The following is a 16235-nucleotide window of genomic DNA, read 5'->3' as shown; positions in this document are numbered from 1 at the left end:
TAACATAATATAATTATAAATTACTATCGTTGCTACTTCTTCCATTCATATTCTAACATACTCATTTCCCATAAATTCCAATACGTTTCTCCTACTCTTTTTGACTCTCTTAATAAGCCTTCTTTTACAAACCCTATTTTTTCGTAACATGAAATGGCCGATATATTAAAATCATACACACCAAGAGTTACTCTATGTAGTTTTAATTCGTCAAAAGCAATATGAAGTACTGCTTTCATCATATGTTTTCCTATAGAACGTCCCCTCATCTTCGTATTACCAACTAATACTTTTCCAATTCTAGCGGACTTATTAATATTATCTATTTGCCCAAGCGAAATATGACCAATAACGTCTGAAGTCTCTTCATCTACCACTTTGAAAGCGAGTGTATTTGCACTTTCTATATACTTCTCTAATTGCTGTTCGTCTAAAGGGAATGTGAATGCATTTCCTGACCATTGTATTAGAAATTCTTCGGAATTAATCCAATTTATTAATTGTTTAAAATCAGATTTTTTAAAGGTTTTTAGTTTAATCACTTCCATGCTCCTTTCGTACATCATACTTTATAACCTCAAACTTATTTCTATATAAAGAATATATTCTCCTTTTATATGAAATTAAAATAAAGCCATTCATGTGAATGGCTTTACAAAAAAGCAGCATAATTATGCCTTGTTTGCTACATCAATACCATTAAAATCAAAGTCAGCAGTAACCGTTGTAACAGGTGGGAAAATTGCTTCAATTTTACAAATGGAAATAATTACTCCAACCGATCCAGGAATAGCCGCAAGCCTAACTACATCACAACTTACAGACGAAACAGTACCTACATAAGTACGTCCCTCTGTATTAATTTGAACTGTTCGATTAATTAATTTCTTAAGTTCATCTCTAATTCCTTGTACACAAGAATTATCACATTTCTCATGCTGTTCTTTTTTACACTCTTCGAATACTTCCCAACAATCATCTTGTTTACATGTACACTTCTTTTTACAATTATTAAATCGAGAACCCAATACCTCACCCCCTAATCCTTTCTATTAGTAAAGTATGTCCACTAGCTTAAAAGGGTACGAGGCAAACACATAAAAAGAAAAAAACAAACAATTGTACCAAACCTTCTTTTCATTATTCATTATAAAAACAGACTTCTCCTAATTAAAATCTTGTTTAATGAGCGGCCGTGAATTTAGTCCTACTCCATTTAATGTTTAGACACCACTTTCTAAAACAAATCTTTTTCTTTTAATAAGACGCCCCTTAAAAACACACTAGATTTTCCCATTAACTCACATATACATAGACTTTATTTGTGGATTTCCCATTTTTCATTGTGAAATATACATTTAAAAAGCGTACTCGAAAATAAGATATTATTTGTAATCAGAACATTTTCTTCAATAAATGTTTATTGAAAAATACCATAACTAGTAGTAGTTCTCTCCACTTTCTCTTAAAAATTAGCATAGTTTGTATGAATTCTATATCGAGTAGAAGACACTCTATCATATAAAGATAAAATAGTAGGTTAATAAACAAGCCATTTTTTTATTAAAACATAGAATAATATGAACACTATTGAAAGGAGGTAGAAATAAATGTCCTGGAAAAATGATTGCTGGAGTTCTCAGAAAAAGCATTGTTGTGATGATTGGTGGAAATCTAAAGAAAAGCATCATTGTGATGATGATTGGAGTTCTCAGAAAAAGCATTGTAATGATGATTGGTGGAAATCTAAAGAAAAGTGTCATTGTGATGACGATTGGAGTTCTCAGGAAAAACATTGTAATGATGATTGGTGGAAATCTAAAGAAAAGTGTCATCGTGATGATGATTGGAGTTCTAAACGAAATAAGTGTCGTTGTAAATGTTTCTTTATTTGTTGCCATTGTAAAAGAAAAAATTGGTAATATTTTTAATGTCAACGTAAAGAAAAAAATATGTCTTTTGGAATCAATCAGGCTTTTCCGGAAAGTTGATCCCTCACCTACTTCCTTGCTTTCGCTGAATTTTTAGGTGGGGGCATTACTGCCCGGCAAATAGCGAGATAAATACTAGGATGTAATATATAAAGGTTTAAACCGGCATATAAGCAGTCGCGCTTTGTCATCACCTTGTTGTTGTAAATTAGTATTTCTCCATTGAATAGACATTCCATAATATCGTATTTTGATTAAAACAAAAAACATACTTAACACCAATAGTAGAATTTTTCATCTTCATCAACTTCACTTCTTCTTTTTTTATAAACATAAAAAAGGAGCTCTATTTATATAGAGCTCCTTTCTAATTTTATAATTTACTAGACTGTAACCCCTGAATAAACGGAACTACTTCAGGATTTACAAGTGAAGACAAATCACCTAATTCTTTTCCTAAGTAAGCTGCTTTAATAACACGGCGCATTACTTTAGAATTACGTGTTTTCGGTAAATCTTCTACAACGTGGATGTCTTTAGGACACAACGCTTTTCCAATATGAGAGTTTACTAAACTCATTAATTCTTTCTTTAATTCTCCTGTGAATGTTACATGGTCTCTTAATACTACAAAACAATGACAAACTTCACCTTTTACTTCGTCAGGTATACCAATTGCAGCAGCTTCGATTACATCGTTATGTTTCACAAGAATAGATTCATATTCAGCAGGTCCAATACGTTTACCTGCAATATTTAACGTATCGTCTGAACGCCCTGTGATGATATATTGTTCACCATCGTAAATGACCCAGTCACCGTGGACCCATTTATTTTCAAAACGCGACCAATATGTGTTTATGTAACGTTCATCATCTTCCCAGAAGCTTTTCGTCATACCTACCCAAGGTTTCTCTAAGCATAATTCTCCGACTTCATCTCGAATTGGTTTACCTTGATCATCCAGTACGACAGCTGCCATTCCTGGTAAAGATGCGTTAAAACTAATCGGTGCTATTGGCTTAATAAGAACATTACCGAAAATCCCACCAGAGATTTCAGTTCCACCTGAGTAGTTACAGATTGGGACATTTCCTTTTCCAACTGTTTCAAATAACCACATCCATGGATCAGGATTCCAAGGTTCTCCTGTTGATGCGAATACTTCCAAACTCTTTAAAGAATGTTTATTGACATACTCATCACCTTTTGCCATTAATGCTCGGATTAACGTTGGCGAAATACCTAAATGAGTAATCTCATATCTATCAACTGTCTCCCATAACCGGTCTGCTTCTGGGAAGTCTGGAACACCTTCGTACATAACCATCGTTGCTCCATTAATGAGTGAACCGAATAATAGAAACGGCCCCATCATCCAGCCCATATCAGTTACCCATAATACACGATCACCTTGTTTAATATTCATTCCAAATCCTGCATCAAAAGCTGCTTTCAAAGGAAATCCTGCATGCGTGTGTACTGTTCCTTTCGGCTTACCAGTCGTTCCTGATGTATAAATGAGCATTAATGGATCATCACTTTGCATTTCCTCTGCATGTATGAATGGTTTTTCTTTTTCTAGCGTACTCCACGAAAAGTCATAGTTATGTGGTGTAAAATCATTTCCTGCATGACGAACGATAACAACTTTTTCAACAGTTGGGCAATGTTCACAAGCTTTATCTACTTCATCTTTTAAAGAAACAATTTTACCGCGGCGTGAAAATCCATCTGCGGTAATAATCATTTTTGAACCTGCCGCTTGCACACGTGTCATAACTGCATCAGACGCAAAGCCTGAGAATATTGGTGAAATAATTGCTCCGATTTTCATTACAGCTAGCATCGCAACAACTGTTTCTGGAATCATCGGCATATAAATTGTTACACGGTCACCTTTCTCAATACCCGCGTGTTTCAAACCATTTGCAACACGGCTTACCCAGTTGTCAAGCTCTTCATATGTAAATGATTTTGAAGTTCCATTTTCCCCTTCGTACTGAAGTGCTGGCTGTATTCTCGTCTCTTCATCCGCAAGCCAGCGGGATAAAGCTGATTCTACAACGTTACATGTTCCGCCATTATACCACTGTGCAAACGGTGTACCATTTTCTAAATCTAACACTTCTGTATAAGGTTTCATCCATTGATAGCCTACTGCTTTTTCTGCCTCTCCCCAAAACCAAGCTGTTTCCTCAATAGATTTATTATAAAAAATTTCATAGTCTTCATATCCCAATGATTTCATCCAACCATATAAACGTGTTTTTTCCTTGTACTCTTCTGTTGGAAACCAAACTGCTTGTTTCAATGTTTTCCCCTCCTTAACTTTTTGAGCAAGAAAGCCCTAAATAGGGCTTTTAAACTGGATATACAGGATGTTTACGATCTGTGAATACTTGATATTTGCTCATATACATTTCGAAACGTCCTTTTAACTCTTCACGTAAATTGTTTGGATGAACAATACCATCAATCACCATCTCTGATGCTAAGTGGTATATATCAATATCTTTCTTATACTCTTCACGTTTTTCAGCAATGAAGCTAGCACGCTCTTCTTCTGGTAAAGCTGCAATTTTATTTGCATATACAGCATTAACCGCAGCTTCTGGACCCATTACCGCAATAGAAGCTGTCGGTAATGCCAGACAGCAATCTGGTTCAAATGCTGGACCTGCCATCGCATATAAACCAGCGCCATATGCTTTACGAACAACGATAGAAATCTTCGGTACAGTTGCTTCACTCATTGCAGAAATCATTTTTGCACCGTGGCGAATAATACCGGCACGCTCTACTTTTGTACCAATCATAAATCCTGGTACATCCGCAAGGAATAATAATGGAATATGATATGCATCGCATAAATTAATAAACTTAGCAGCTTTATCAGCTGAATCGTGGAATAATACGCCGCCTTTCATACGCGGCTGATTTGCAATAATACCAACTGGCTTACCATCAATACGTGCTAAGCCTGTAATTAGCTCTTGAGCAAATAATTTTTTTACTTCATAGAATGAACCTTCATCAATAACTCTATTAATGAGATCTTTCATATTGAAAGGAGCATTTTGATTTTCTGGAATGATTTGTTCTAACGTTTTATCGAATTGTTTCGGTTCTTGAGGTGTAACCAATGGAGTCTTTTCTAAATAGTTGTTTGGAAAATATGAAATGTATTGTCTTGCTTGTGTAATCGCATCTTCTTCCGTCTTACATAAAACATCTCCGCATCCTGATACAGAGCAATGCATACGAGCTCCGCCCATCTCTTCTAAAGTTACCTTCTCACCGATAACCATCTCAGCCATACGAGGAGATCCTAAATACATAGATGCATTTCCCTCTACCATCATTACAACGTCACAAAAGGCTGGAATATACGCACCACCAGCTGCAGAAGGTCCAAATAACAAGCATACTTGAGGAACTTTACCTGATAACTTCACTTGATTATAGAAGATTCTTCCTGCACCGCGGCGCCCTGGGAACATTTCTACTTGATCTGTAATACGCGCTCCAGCAGAGTCAACTAAATAAAATAACGGAACACGTAGTTTTTCAGCTGTTTCTTGAATACGTAAAATCTTTTCAACTGTGCGTGATCCCCATGATCCAGCTTTTACAGTAGAATCATTGGCCATTACACACGCAGTACGACCATGTATTTTACCCGTTGCCGTTACAACGCCATCCGCAGGTAAGCCTGTTTGTTCACAGTTAGCAAATAATGCATCTTCTACATATTCGCCATTATCAAATAGAAGCGCTAAACGGTCTCGAACGAATAATTTTCCTTTTGCTTTATTTTGCTCATGATATTTCGGTGCCCCGCCTTGTTTAATTGTTTCAACTCGTTCTTCAAATGAATTAGATTGTTGTTTTTGGTCTAACATATTTACTCCCCCTTATACATCGGTTTGCGTTTTTCTTTGAATGCCTGTAATCCTTCTATGCGATCTTTCGTATGGATTACACCTTCATACGCTTGTTTTTCCATTTGTAATCCGGTATGTAAATCAACTTGAATACCATTTGAAATTGCCTCTTTTGCTAATCGAACAGCAATAGGTCCATTACTAGCAATTTTCTCTGCTATTTCAATCGCTTTCTCTTCAAGTAAATTAGCTGGTACAACAAATTCTACTAAACCGTATTCTTTTGCTTCTTGCGCTGAAATACGTCTACCTGTATAAATTAATTCTTTCGCTCTACCAGCACCAATTAATCTCGGTAAGCGCTGTGTACCACCTGCTCCTGGTATAATTGCAAGTGTCGTTTCAGTAAGACCAAGACTTGCAGATTCAGCAGCAATTCTAAAATCACAAGCTAAACTTAATTCCGTACCACCACCAAGTGCAATTCCATTTATAGCAGCAATAACTGGCTGTGGTAATTGTTCAACCATCTTCATAGTAGTACGAATCATACTAACAGCATGGCGAACTTGTTCTTCATTCATACCGGCACGCTCTTTTAAATCTGCACCAGCACAAAATGCTTTTTCACCAGCACCAGTCAAAATAACTACACGTGCGTTTGAATCTTCACTTATTTGAGTTAATATCGTTTGTAATTCATCTAATAATGCCAAAGATAATGAGTTTGCTTGTCTTGCACGATTTAACGAAATCTTTACTACGTGAGGTGTTACATAATCAACGGAAATGTTTTGTAATTGTAGCATCTACTCACCTACTTATCGTTTTATGTTGAAGCGCTCTATACACATGACTCGGTAATTGGATATTCAACTTACTTTGAATAAATTGACTAGCTCTCAATAACTTTTCTTCGTCTATATTCGTTTGGACTCCTAATTTATGGAGCATATGTACTAGGTCATCAGTGGCAACATTACCTGATGCTCCTGGTGCATAAGGGCAGCCCCCGAGTCCACCACAAGAACTATCAAACGTTGTAATACCGTATTCTAATGATTTAACTACATTCGCTAGAGCCATTCCATACGTATTATGAAAATGCATTGCAAACTGCGAAGCATCATACTTCTTTAATAGGTGTTCTAATACTTGTTCTACTTGTAATGGATTCGCTACACCGATTGTATCCCCAAGAGAAACTTCATAAATGCCGTATGAAAATAGTTGATTACATAATTCGTCAACTGCTGCGAGACTTATATCCCCTTCATAAGGACATCCAAATACAGTAGAAACATAGCCTCTTACCTTTTTCCCTTCGAATAATGCCTGTTTTGTTATATCTTCAATTACAACTAATGCTTCTTTAATCGATTTATTAATATTACTTTTATTATGAGATTCACTTGCTGATAAAAAAACATTCACCTCATCTACATTTTGCAAAAAAGCTCGTTCCAAACCATTTTGATTCGGAACAAGCGCAGCATATGTAACATTTGGATCCCTTTTCAGCTCAGAAAATACATCATTTGCATCCGCTAATGCAGGGACCCATTTTGGGTGAACGAATGAGGAAACTTCAACATACGACAATCCTGCTTCTGTAAGTAGTTGAATCCATTTTACTTTATCTTTTGTGCCAACAATCTTTTTTTCATTTTGTAAGCCATCACGTGGCCCGACTTCTTTAATGACAGCAAAATTAGGTAGTTTCAATTCGCTTCCCCCTATATCTCCCTATTCAATTTCTAATAATACATCTCCTTCATTTACAAAATCGCCTTCTTGCACATTAATTTTCATAACCGTGCCAGCTTCTTCTGAAATGATTGGAATTTCCATTTTCATAGATTCCAAAATGACGACATCCTGCTCTTCCTCTACTGTATCTCCTACTCCTACAACAATCTTCCAAACGTTTCCTGCCATCGATGCGTATACTTTCGTCATCATTTTTTCCCCCTTAATATTGTTAAATCTTATTTTTTAACGAGTTGTTTCGTTACAAAGCCTGTTGTATAAATACCCTCTTTGAACACTTCGTCTTCCAAAACTTGCAGTAGCATTGGTGTGTTCGTTTTAATACCTTCTACTTTTAATTCCTCTAGAGCATCATGTAATTTTGAAATTGCTTCTTCACGAGTCTCGCCATGTGCAATGACTTTCGCAATCATTGGATCATAGAAAGGTGTAATCGTTACATGATTTTCTAAGAAGTGATCAATCCGTACATTTGACGGTAATGTTAAATCTGTAATTTTCCCAGGTGACGGGAAGAATGTTTTCGGATCCTCTGCATAAATACGAGCTTCAATGGCATGACCACTACGTTTTACATCATCCTGAGTAAATGATAGTTTCTCTCCACTTGCAATCAGAAGTTGTTGTTCTACAAGGTCTAATCCCGTAATTTCTTCTGTCACTGGATGCTCTACTTGTAATCTCGTATTCATCTCTAAGAAATAGAAGTTCTTCTGATCATCTACAAGAAACTCAACTGTACCTGCATTTGTATAACCAAGTGCTTTGGCAGCTTGTACAGCAACTTCTCCCATCGCCTTTCGTGTACCTTCATCTAAAAATGGTGAAGGTGCTTCTTCGATTACTTTTTGATTTCGGCGCTGTACCGAACATTCACGCTCCCATAAATACACTGTGTTACCATGTGTATCTGCTAAAAGCTGAATTTCAATATGATGCGCGTCTGCTATATATCGCTCTAAATACATTTCTCCGTTACCGAAGAAGTTTTGCGCTCTCGTTTTATTACTTTCAAACGCTTTGGTGAGCGTTTGCTCAGTTTCCATCAACTGCATACCAATGCCTCCGCCGCCTGCGGATGCCTTAAGCATTAATGGATAACCAATTTGTTTTGCAATTTCAATTGCTTCTTCAGCAGTTTCAATATTTGTAGTAATACCTGGGACTACTGGGACATCTGCTGCTTGCATTGCGATACGTGATTCGATTTTACTTCCCATCTTCGTAATGATTTCTTCTGAAGGACCGATAAATACGATTCCTTCTTCTTTGCAGCGAACCGGAAAAGACGGATTCTCTGATAATAAACCATAACCCGGATGAATTGCTTCTGCATTTGTCTTCTTAGCTATTTCAATAATTTTTTCAAGGTTTAAATAGCTTTCTTGGACACGCGGTCCACCTACTAAGTAAGCTTCATTTGCCATTTTCACATGAAGGGCATTTTCATCTGCTTCAGAATAAATAGCAACAGTGCGAATGCCAAGTTTTTGACAAGTTTTCATAATACGAACAGCGATTTCCCCGCGATTCGCAATTAATATTTTTTGAAACATAGTGATTCCTCCCTTTTATCTACATCCTAAATGTCTAGCAATTACGAGACGTTGAATTTCAGAAGTTCCTTCACCAATTTCTAATAGTTTCGCATCACGAATATGTCGTTCAACTTCATATTCACGCATATAGCCATATCCACCATGAATCTGTACTGCTTGATTTGCAATACGGCTTGCCGCTTCCGATGCAAATAGTTTTGCCATTGCCGCTTCTTTACCGAAAGGTTTATCGTTATCTTTTAACCAAGCTGCTTTATGTACTAAATTGCGTGCTAGCTCTACTTCAGTCGCCATATCAGCTAATTTAAATTGAATCGCTTGGAAATTAGAGATTGACTTTCCAAATTGTTGACGTTCTTTCGCATATTGCAATGCACGTTCAAAGGCTGATTGCGCAATACCAACTGCCAATGCTGCGATTGAAATACGTCCTCCATCAAGTGTATATAAAAATTGTTTAAAACCTTTATTTACATCACCAAGAATATTTTCTTTCGGTACACGAACACCATCAAGTACGATTTCACAAGTATTAGAAGCGCGAACGCCCATTTTATCGTAAGGACTAGAAATCGTTAATCCTTCACTAGTAGTAGGTACGATAAATGCTGAAATGCGTTTTCTACCATTCTCTTCAACACCGTTGACAGCGGTTACAATAATGGTATTTGCATACTCTGCGTTTGTAATCCAACACTTCTCACCACTGATTACATACTCATCGCCATCTAGTACCGCTTTCGTTTGAGTACCACCTGCATCTGATCCAGCATTCGGCTCCGTTAATCCGAAGGCACCTAATGTTTTACCTGACGCCATTGGAACTAAATACTTTTGTTTTTGTTCTTCTGTACCGAAATAATAAATTGGAGAAGCACCTAATGAAATTGTTGCAGCATAGCTTAAACCAGTGCCACCACAAGCGCGACCAATTTCTTCAACTGCTAACGCATACGATACAGTATCGCCACCTGAACCTCCATACTCTTCTGGGAATGGGATGCCTAATAATCCTAGTTCGCCCATTTTTTGAAATGTTTCATATGGAAACTCTGCAGTTTTGTCATAATATACAGCTTTCGGTGCGATTTCCTTTTCAGCAAAGTCACGTACCATTTCTTTAATCATTTGTTTTTCGCGAGTTAGAGTAAATTCCATTCCGCTACACACCCCTTATCGAATATTGAGTTTCGACAGCGTGCGAGTTTCTACTACAAACATAACAACTTAAAAGACAAGAATATTAGTTAGACAATTGCTACAATTCTGTCATAACTTAATTTTAAAACAGATTCTGTACTAATGCACAAAAAAATTCCTACATTGTTCTACAACAACATAGGAGTTTTCTTGTCGAAATATGTAATTTATTGTTTAATAATCTCTACCTTTACCCGAATCTGAAATCTCTACTAAAGCTTCAGGGTATGGTTCGAAATATGTTTGTCGTAATAAATACTTTTCATCAAATCGAAGAGCCCATGATTTTAAAATTGCAAGTATACTACTAAGCGGGCTTTTCTTTTCTTTATATTTTTGTATCAGATCTAAAAAATGATCTTTTTCTTGTTTTTTCAATTTTGTTTTAAAATATCCAAAAATATGTTCACATACATTTACATTCGATGTATAGCGGGGTGTACGCATAAATAATTCATATAAAGTCTTCTCATAGTTTTCAAATACAACTTCAATCTTTTCATTTTTGTGATTTGCAATTATACGCCCTAATTCCTTTTGTTTCACTTGATTATATGCCATAAATAAATATTTATTGTCCGACTGAAACGATACAAGGTCTTTCATATTTTTATTATGTTTAATCATTTTGTAATATGCGATTGTAAATAGTCTTGTAAAGAAATGCTCTCTAATAATAAAATTCGACAATCTGCCTTCCTCTTCAATAGGAAGATGCGAAAAATTTTTTACTACTGCTCCGCCAAATAAGCCCGATCCTTTTCCCTTTGCTGGCGCTTTTTCAAAACCAGAATAAATTTTCACATCACGCGTACCACAACTTGGCGAACGATTCTTTAAAATAAAACCATCCACATCAGGTATCGTTTGTAAAAAGTCATTTGAAAACTGCTCCATTTTTTCAGTTACATCTTCTCGTGTCGACGGTTGCACAAGTCTGTTCTCACCATTTTCTTCTACAATTCGTATCGTTTCACGAGGAGTTCCCAATCCAATCTCCACTTCTGGACAAACAGGTATAAATGTAACAAATGGCTGCAAATTTCGTATTGTTACATCTGGAATCATCTCTCCATTATAACGACAAGCATCAAATTCTAAACATTTACTCACAACAATTGTTGGTTTTGCAAATTGTCGCATTTCATTACCTCCTTTGTACTAGTCCGTACTATATAAATTGTACTAAGTTTAGTATCGTAATCAAAGTTTGTTTTATTTAATATTTTAATGCACATATTCAATGCCATTTTAACAGTTATTTAGCTCTACGACGTAAAGATGTTCGCTTTAAAATCATGGTTTGATACTATCACAAATGAATAATGCACAAAAGAGTTGGAGAATGTAATACGTAAGAAAGGAGGGGAAATTTATGAAGAAAAAATTATCATCTATTTTAAGTGTTTTAGCACTATCTATTATGTTTTTAGGTACATCTGCCCAAGCTGAATACGATGGAAATCATATGAATAGAGTTAATAACACTGATATTTCAACTCGAGTTAATGACAATAATTTAGACAGAGTTAATAATGATGTGAGAACTCGAAATGTAAATACGACAAATGATTTAAATGATAATCGTGATAGAAATAATAATTGGGCTTGGCTCGGTTTATTAGGACTAGCAGGATTATTAGGTCTTAGAAGAAGAGACAAAGAAGTACGTTAATCTAGAATGTTTTTCGTAAACAAGTACTTATTTATCAAAAATATAACAAATATAAATCGCCTTTTTAAAGGCGATTTATTATTTTGCTTAAATGTAACATATGTAATTCATACTTCGACGATTAATTTCGTGGCGTTAATCCGTACAGTATAAATTGAATCGTATTTTCAATTTCCAAATCATCATCCCATTTTTCTTCAGGTAATAATAAAAATCTTGTTAATAATAAACCTAATACAGCTGATAAAGTAAGTCTTAATACTGAAGATGGCGGCATTTCAATAATTTCCCCGTCTTCTTGAAACTTTACAATCAACTTTTTAAAATGTGAAAATAACTCTGTTTCTACTAAATGTTGTATTTCATTTTTTAGTTCTGGCTGAAATGGCACTTCTTGAATTAATATTTTTATCATTGGAAAATGCTTTTTTGCAAATTCAAATCTATTATAAATCACAACTCTTAGAAACCCTTCGTATGATTCATACTCCGATTTAAATATTTCCTTTGCGAAGGTTTGTACGAAAAATGGTGCAGCGAACTTAGTTAAAGTTGGCATGACGACTGCTAACAATAAATCTTTTTTCGTCTTATAGTAGCGGAAGATTGTTCCTTCCGCTACACCAGCACGCTTTGCAATTTCACTTGTTGAAGTTGAAGCGTATCCTTTTTCTCCAAACATATCAACAGCTGCCTCTAATATTCGCATTTGACGTTCATTTCGTTTATCCGTATTAGTTGCAGCTATTAATTCCTCCAGCCAATCCTTCTGCATTTATAAAGCTCCTTTTTGTCATTATTATATTTTGCGATGTTTCTTTAAAGCAAATACATTTCCTACTGCAAATAATATTGAAAAAAGTAATAATACAGTAAGATCTAATGCAATCTCTGTAAACCCTTGATTCCGAATCATCACTTGTCTCATTGCGTCAGCGCCGTATGTGAGTGGAAATGCTTTCCCTAACATTTGGAGCCACTTATTCATAGATTCCATTGGAAACAATCCAGAAAAGAATATTTGTGGCACAATGACAAGCGGTATAAATTGAATCATTTGAAATTCATTATTTGCGTATGCCGATAAAAACGTACCTAATGTTAGTGCAGTTAAAGAGAGCATACATGTAATAAGTAGCGTTAGCCATATGGAGCCAGCTACGTATAAATCTAAAATATAAACGGAAAAGCTTACGATAATAATGGATTGTATAAAGGCAAAGATTCCAAAACCAATAATATAACCTGCGACTATTTCCCATCTTCTTACTGGGGTGGATAATAACCTTTCTAGCGTACCACTTAAACGTTCTCTTACAAAAGATACACCTGATAATATAAATACAAAGAAAAATGTAAAGAAACCAATTAATACAGGACCAAGCCCATCAAACATCGTAAATTCTTTAGAGCCATGTAAATAATTTACTTCAGGTTTCATAATCGATACATCATTCTTCTCTGTGCTTTTTTGCAATACTTGAAGTACAGCACGATTTTTTGACGAATCACTACCTTCCAACAGAAGTTTCATTTTTCCATTCTCTATACGAAATACTGCATCTACCTTTTGTTTTTTTAACTCAGAAATCGCCTTTTCCTTACTGTATTCATAAATTGACGCTTCTTGATTTTTCATCATTTTTACTATTTGAGCGGGCATATCAACAACAGCAATTTGCGGTACATAGTCTTTCTGTGTAAACACTAGTGACAAAAGCCAAAGTAATAACATCGGTGCTCCAAACATCATTGCTAACGAACGCTTATCTCGAAAAAATTGACGAATAATACGTATAATTACACCAGTAACTCTCATGATGGCACCACCTCTTCTAGCAAAAAGACATCTTCAATCCGTCCAGATGACACGCGTTTTTTCAATTCTTCAGTTGTTCCAACCGCAACTAGTTTCCCTTCTCTAATTAACCCTAGACGCTCACAAAATTCAGCTTCATCCATAATGTGCGTCGTTACAATAATCGTTGTGCCTTTCTTTTTAAGATCATAAAATTTTTCCCAAATCGTTTTTCTAAGAAGCGGATCTATCCCCACTGTAGGCTCATCTAAAATTAATATTTCTGGTTCGTGAAGGAGCGCTATTGCTAATGATAAGCGTTTTTTCATTCCACCTGAAAATTGTTGTACTTGCTTTTTCATATACTGTGACAATTGTACAAGTTCAAAAACCTCTGCAATTCTTGTCTTTTTACGTTTTCCCTTTAGTCCATACATCGTTGCTATAAAATCTGCATTTTCATATGCTGACAATTCTTCGTATAATGCATCCGCCTGGGCCATATAACCAATTCTTTTCATTTCATTTAAATTAGGCATATTAGTATTATTAACAAGCACTTCACCTTTCGTTGCCTCATTAATACCTGCAATCATTTTAATGAGCGTTGTTTTCCCCGATCCAGAAGGTCCAACAAAACCAAAAATTTCTGCTTTTTCAACTTGCAATGAAAGATTGTGTAACACTTCTTTTTTTCCAAAACTTTTTGATACAGTCCGTAAAATAATTGAAGGTTGTTGCACGTTTCATCCTCCTTTTTCAATAAAATGAGTGAGTACTCACTTTTATTTTACCCTTGCTTAATTATATGTCAAACTTCATTGCTTAGTATGTATGTTCAATCAACGATATTAAACAATGAAACAGAGTCGACATTAGAATTTCATTTCCTAAAGTCGACTCTGTTTCATTTAAACTATAAATTTCACTTTACGTTTTTAAATTCATATACTTCCGAATTCTAGCAACATCTAAAGAATATTCAATAACTAATTGCTGTAACGGTAAAATAACTGTGTCAGGATATAAATGTGCATATTGTAATGTTTCTGCATATGTTTCTAACCTTTTTTCTAAATACTTTATTATTTGATCAGGATGACTTACTAATAAAGATTTACAATAATAATGTATTTGTTCCTCAATCGCCGTGTATTCTTCAATTTCATATTCTTTATGCATGTGTACACCCCTTTAAGTTTTTTACATGAATTACTTATCACAATTTTCACTCGACAAATTTTAAGTTTTTTGATTATTTACACTATAACAAACAATCAGGGTCAAATTTTGTTACTTTATGTAACGTAGAAAATTTTTAACAAAATTGTAATGTTAACTCCTGCAAAATACATAAAATCTCTTTACTCACTTTTGTATAAAAAAATCGTACAGCTTAATTTAACTGCACGACTACAATCTCTGGCCTATTCAAAATTCTTTGCGGAATGATACTATTTCCTAATCCTCTACTCACTACCATTGATGTATTTTGTTCTACATATAAACCTGCTGTATATTTAGGTAAAACACCTTGATTTGGAGCAACTAATCCACCGATAAATGGCAATCTAACTTGCCCTCCATGAGCATGTCCCGATAAAACCAAATCCAACCTCTCATTCGTATATTCCTTTATAAATTCAGGCCTATGGGATAATAATACATTATATCTATCTGGCTGCATTTCAATTTTTGCTTTTTTAATTTCATCTATTATAATATTTCCTTCATCACGGTTTCCAGTAATAAACTCTGGATCATCAATACCTAGCAAGTTTATTTCTTGCTCACCCTTTCGAATGCCTACATGTTCATTTCTTAAAACATTGACACCATATTTCTTCAACTCTTTTTCTAAACTGTTATACTTTCCAGACCATTGTTCATGGTTTCCTGTCACAAAATATACAGGATACTTCTTTACCATTTCTTGTATTAATTGCATACTCACTTCTGCATCGTATGATTTACTGTCAATTAAATCACCCGTAATCGCAATAATATCTGGGTCTATACTTTTTATTTTTTGAATTAACACATCTTGATTATCGCCAAATTTTTTATTGTGTAAGTCTGAAATTTGTAGAATTTTATACCCTTTAAAAGAGGATGGTATTTTACTAGAGGTTATTTTAACCTCAGTTATACTTATTAAATTGTTCTGTAAATATAAAAAGATTGTAAAACCTACTAATATACAAATAATCATTACAATTCTATTAATTTTCTTTTTCATATTTTCTCCTTTACATTCTCATCAAACACTTCTATATGCTAACTGAATTATATTATACTTTCTTGAAATTTATTTAAATTAATAAAATAATGCAGTACATGAAATTTCGTATGAGATATGTCATATATATTCGTTATATTTTTACTTTTACCTTTTTAATAATAAGAATACAAAAA

Annotated in this window: 17 protein-coding genes; 2 read left to right on the top strand and 15 right to left on the bottom strand. The window is 34.8% G+C overall.

The annotated features are described in order from the left end of the window. Positions 1-32: 32 nt before the first annotated feature. Complete coding sequence (locus tag NST86_RS12905) at positions 33-566, bottom strand: GNAT family N-acetyltransferase (RefSeq protein ID WP_000990089.1); 534 nt, start codon at positions 564-566, stop codon at positions 33-35. Positions 567-671: 105 nt separating this feature from the next. Further along, entirely contained in the window at positions 672-1028 is a 357-nt protein-coding gene (locus tag NST86_RS12900) for a hypothetical protein (protein WP_000535577.1), read from the bottom strand. Between the two features lie 562 nt (positions 1029-1590). Here NST86_RS12900 and NST86_RS12895 point away from each other — a divergent pair. After that, positions 1591-2028 (top strand): hypothetical protein, encoded by a 438-nt coding sequence (locus NST86_RS12895; protein WP_170956753.1) that lies wholly within the window; start codon positions 1591-1593, stop codon positions 2026-2028. Positions 2029-2304: 276 nt separating this feature from the next. On the opposite strand, the gene NST86_RS12890 is transcribed toward NST86_RS12895, so the two are convergent. The 8 genes from NST86_RS12890 to NST86_RS12855 all read right to left on the bottom strand — a co-directional run bounded on the left by NST86_RS12890 (position 2305) and on the right by NST86_RS12855 (position 11490). Next, complete coding sequence (locus NST86_RS12890; RefSeq protein ID WP_061662951.1) at positions 2305-4245, bottom strand: AMP-binding protein; 1941 nt, start codon at positions 4243-4245, stop codon at positions 2305-2307. Between the two features lie 49 nt (positions 4246-4294). Then, positions 4295-5836: an acyl-CoA carboxylase subunit beta gene (locus tag NST86_RS12885; RefSeq protein ID WP_000886744.1), complete on the bottom strand. Its 1542-nt coding sequence runs from the start codon at positions 5834-5836 to the stop codon at positions 4295-4297. A 2-nt stretch (positions 5837-5838) separates the two neighbouring features. Further along, positions 5839-6627, bottom strand: coding sequence for an enoyl-CoA hydratase (locus NST86_RS12880; RefSeq protein ID WP_000939795.1), 789 nt, complete (start codon positions 6625-6627; stop codon positions 5839-5841). A 4-nt stretch (positions 6628-6631) separates the two neighbouring features. Beyond that, positions 6632-7543 carry a hydroxymethylglutaryl-CoA lyase gene (gene mvaB, locus NST86_RS12875; RefSeq protein ID WP_000775429.1) on the bottom strand — a complete coding sequence of 304 codons (912 nt, stop codon included), beginning with the start codon at positions 7541-7543 and terminating at the stop codon, positions 6632-6634. 21 nt (positions 7544-7564) lie between these two features. Further along, complete coding sequence (locus NST86_RS12870; RefSeq protein ID WP_001987345.1) at positions 7565-7780, bottom strand: acetyl-CoA carboxylase biotin carboxyl carrier protein subunit; 216 nt, start codon at positions 7778-7780, stop codon at positions 7565-7567. Between the two features lie 26 nt (positions 7781-7806). Next, positions 7807-9144: an acetyl-CoA carboxylase biotin carboxylase subunit gene (locus NST86_RS12865; protein ID WP_000486742.1), complete on the bottom strand. Its 1338-nt coding sequence runs from the start codon at positions 9142-9144 to the stop codon at positions 7807-7809. A 15-nt stretch (positions 9145-9159) separates the two neighbouring features. Continuing rightward, on the bottom strand, positions 9160-10305 hold the full coding sequence (locus NST86_RS12860; protein WP_000397282.1) for an acyl-CoA dehydrogenase: 1146 nt from the start codon (positions 10303-10305) through the stop codon (positions 9160-9162). Between the two features lie 216 nt (positions 10306-10521). Further along, on the bottom strand, positions 10522-11490 hold the full coding sequence (locus tag NST86_RS12855) for a YbgA family protein (RefSeq protein WP_061662947.1): 969 nt from the start codon (positions 11488-11490) through the stop codon (positions 10522-10524). A gap of 232 nt (positions 11491-11722) precedes the next feature. Between NST86_RS12855 and NST86_RS12850 the strand changes: the two genes are divergently transcribed. After that, complete coding sequence (locus tag NST86_RS12850; protein ID WP_000728148.1) at positions 11723-12022, top strand: WGxxGxxG family protein; 300 nt, start codon at positions 11723-11725, stop codon at positions 12020-12022. Between the two features lie 121 nt (positions 12023-12143). Here the strand turns inward: NST86_RS12850 and NST86_RS12845 are convergent, their stop codons facing one another. The 5 genes from NST86_RS12845 to NST86_RS12825 form a co-directional block, all read right to left on the bottom strand. Continuing rightward, positions 12144-12797, bottom strand: a complete 654-nt coding sequence (locus tag NST86_RS12845) for a TetR/AcrR family transcriptional regulator (protein ID WP_001168186.1) — start codon at positions 12795-12797, stop codon at positions 12144-12146. A 24-nt stretch (positions 12798-12821) separates the two neighbouring features. After that, positions 12822-13841: an ABC transporter permease gene (locus NST86_RS12840; protein WP_061662946.1), complete on the bottom strand. Its 1020-nt coding sequence runs from the start codon at positions 13839-13841 to the stop codon at positions 12822-12824. Further along, complete coding sequence (locus tag NST86_RS12835; RefSeq protein WP_001187071.1) at positions 13838-14563, bottom strand: ABC transporter ATP-binding protein; 726 nt, start codon at positions 14561-14563, stop codon at positions 13838-13840. Before NST86_RS12835 ends, NST86_RS12840 begins: the two co-directional genes overlap by 4 nt. A gap of 187 nt (positions 14564-14750) precedes the next feature. Continuing rightward, on the bottom strand, positions 14751-15002 hold the full coding sequence (locus NST86_RS12830; RefSeq protein WP_016117950.1) for a hypothetical protein: 252 nt from the start codon (positions 15000-15002) through the stop codon (positions 14751-14753). Between the two features lie 214 nt (positions 15003-15216). Then, positions 15217-16059 (bottom strand): metallophosphoesterase, encoded by an 843-nt coding sequence (locus NST86_RS12825; protein WP_086423791.1) that lies wholly within the window; start codon positions 16057-16059, stop codon positions 15217-15219. Between the last annotated feature and the right edge of the window lie 176 nt (positions 16060-16235).

Source organism: Bacillus sp. FSL L8-0199 (assembly GCF_038005705.1).
GTDB classification, from domain to species: domain Bacteria; phylum Bacillota; class Bacilli; order Bacillales; family Bacillaceae_G; genus Bacillus_A; species Bacillus_A cereus.
The sequence above is the reverse complement of the archived record's forward strand: the minus strand, read 5'-3'. Positions and strand labels throughout refer to the sequence as shown.

What these genes read in the sequence shown, in the direction of transcription:
- NST86_RS12840 (WP_061662946.1), bottom strand. Translation starts at nt 13,841, where the DNA reads ATGAGAGTTACTGGTGTAATTATACGTATTATTCGTCAATTTTTTCGA.
- NST86_RS12855 (WP_061662947.1), bottom strand. Translation starts at nt 11,490, where the DNA reads ATGCGACAATTTGCAAAACCAACAATTGTTGTGAGTAAATGTTTAGAA.
- NST86_RS12905 (WP_000990089.1), bottom strand. Translation starts at nt 566, where the DNA reads ATGATGTACGAAAGGAGCATGGAAGTGATTAAACTAAAAACCTTTAAA.
- NST86_RS12865 (WP_000486742.1), bottom strand. Translation starts at nt 9,144, where the DNA reads ATGTTTCAAAAAATATTAATTGCGAATCGCGGGGAAATCGCTGTTCGT.
- NST86_RS12870 (WP_001987345.1), bottom strand. Translation starts at nt 7,780, where the DNA reads ATGATGACGAAAGTATACGCATCGATGGCAGGAAACGTTTGGAAGATT.
- NST86_RS12885 (WP_000886744.1), bottom strand. Translation starts at nt 5,836, where the DNA reads ATGTTAGACCAAAAACAACAATCTAATTCATTTGAAGAACGAGTTGAA.
- NST86_RS12860 (WP_000397282.1), bottom strand. Translation starts at nt 10,305, where the DNA reads ATGGAATTTACTCTAACTCGCGAAAAACAAATGATTAAAGAAATGGTA.
- NST86_RS12850 (WP_000728148.1), top strand. Translation starts at nt 11,723, where the DNA reads ATGAAGAAAAAATTATCATCTATTTTAAGTGTTTTAGCACTATCTATT.
- NST86_RS12880 (WP_000939795.1), bottom strand. Translation starts at nt 6,627, where the DNA reads ATGCTACAATTACAAAACATTTCCGTTGATTATGTAACACCTCACGTA.
- NST86_RS12830 (WP_016117950.1), bottom strand. Translation starts at nt 15,002, where the DNA reads ATGCATAAAGAATATGAAATTGAAGAATACACGGCGATTGAGGAACAA.
- NST86_RS12825 (WP_086423791.1), bottom strand. Translation starts at nt 16,059, where the DNA reads ATGAAAAAGAAAATTAATAGAATTGTAATGATTATTTGTATATTAGTA.
- NST86_RS12845 (WP_001168186.1), bottom strand. Translation starts at nt 12,797, where the DNA reads ATGCAGAAGGATTGGCTGGAGGAATTAATAGCTGCAACTAATACGGAT.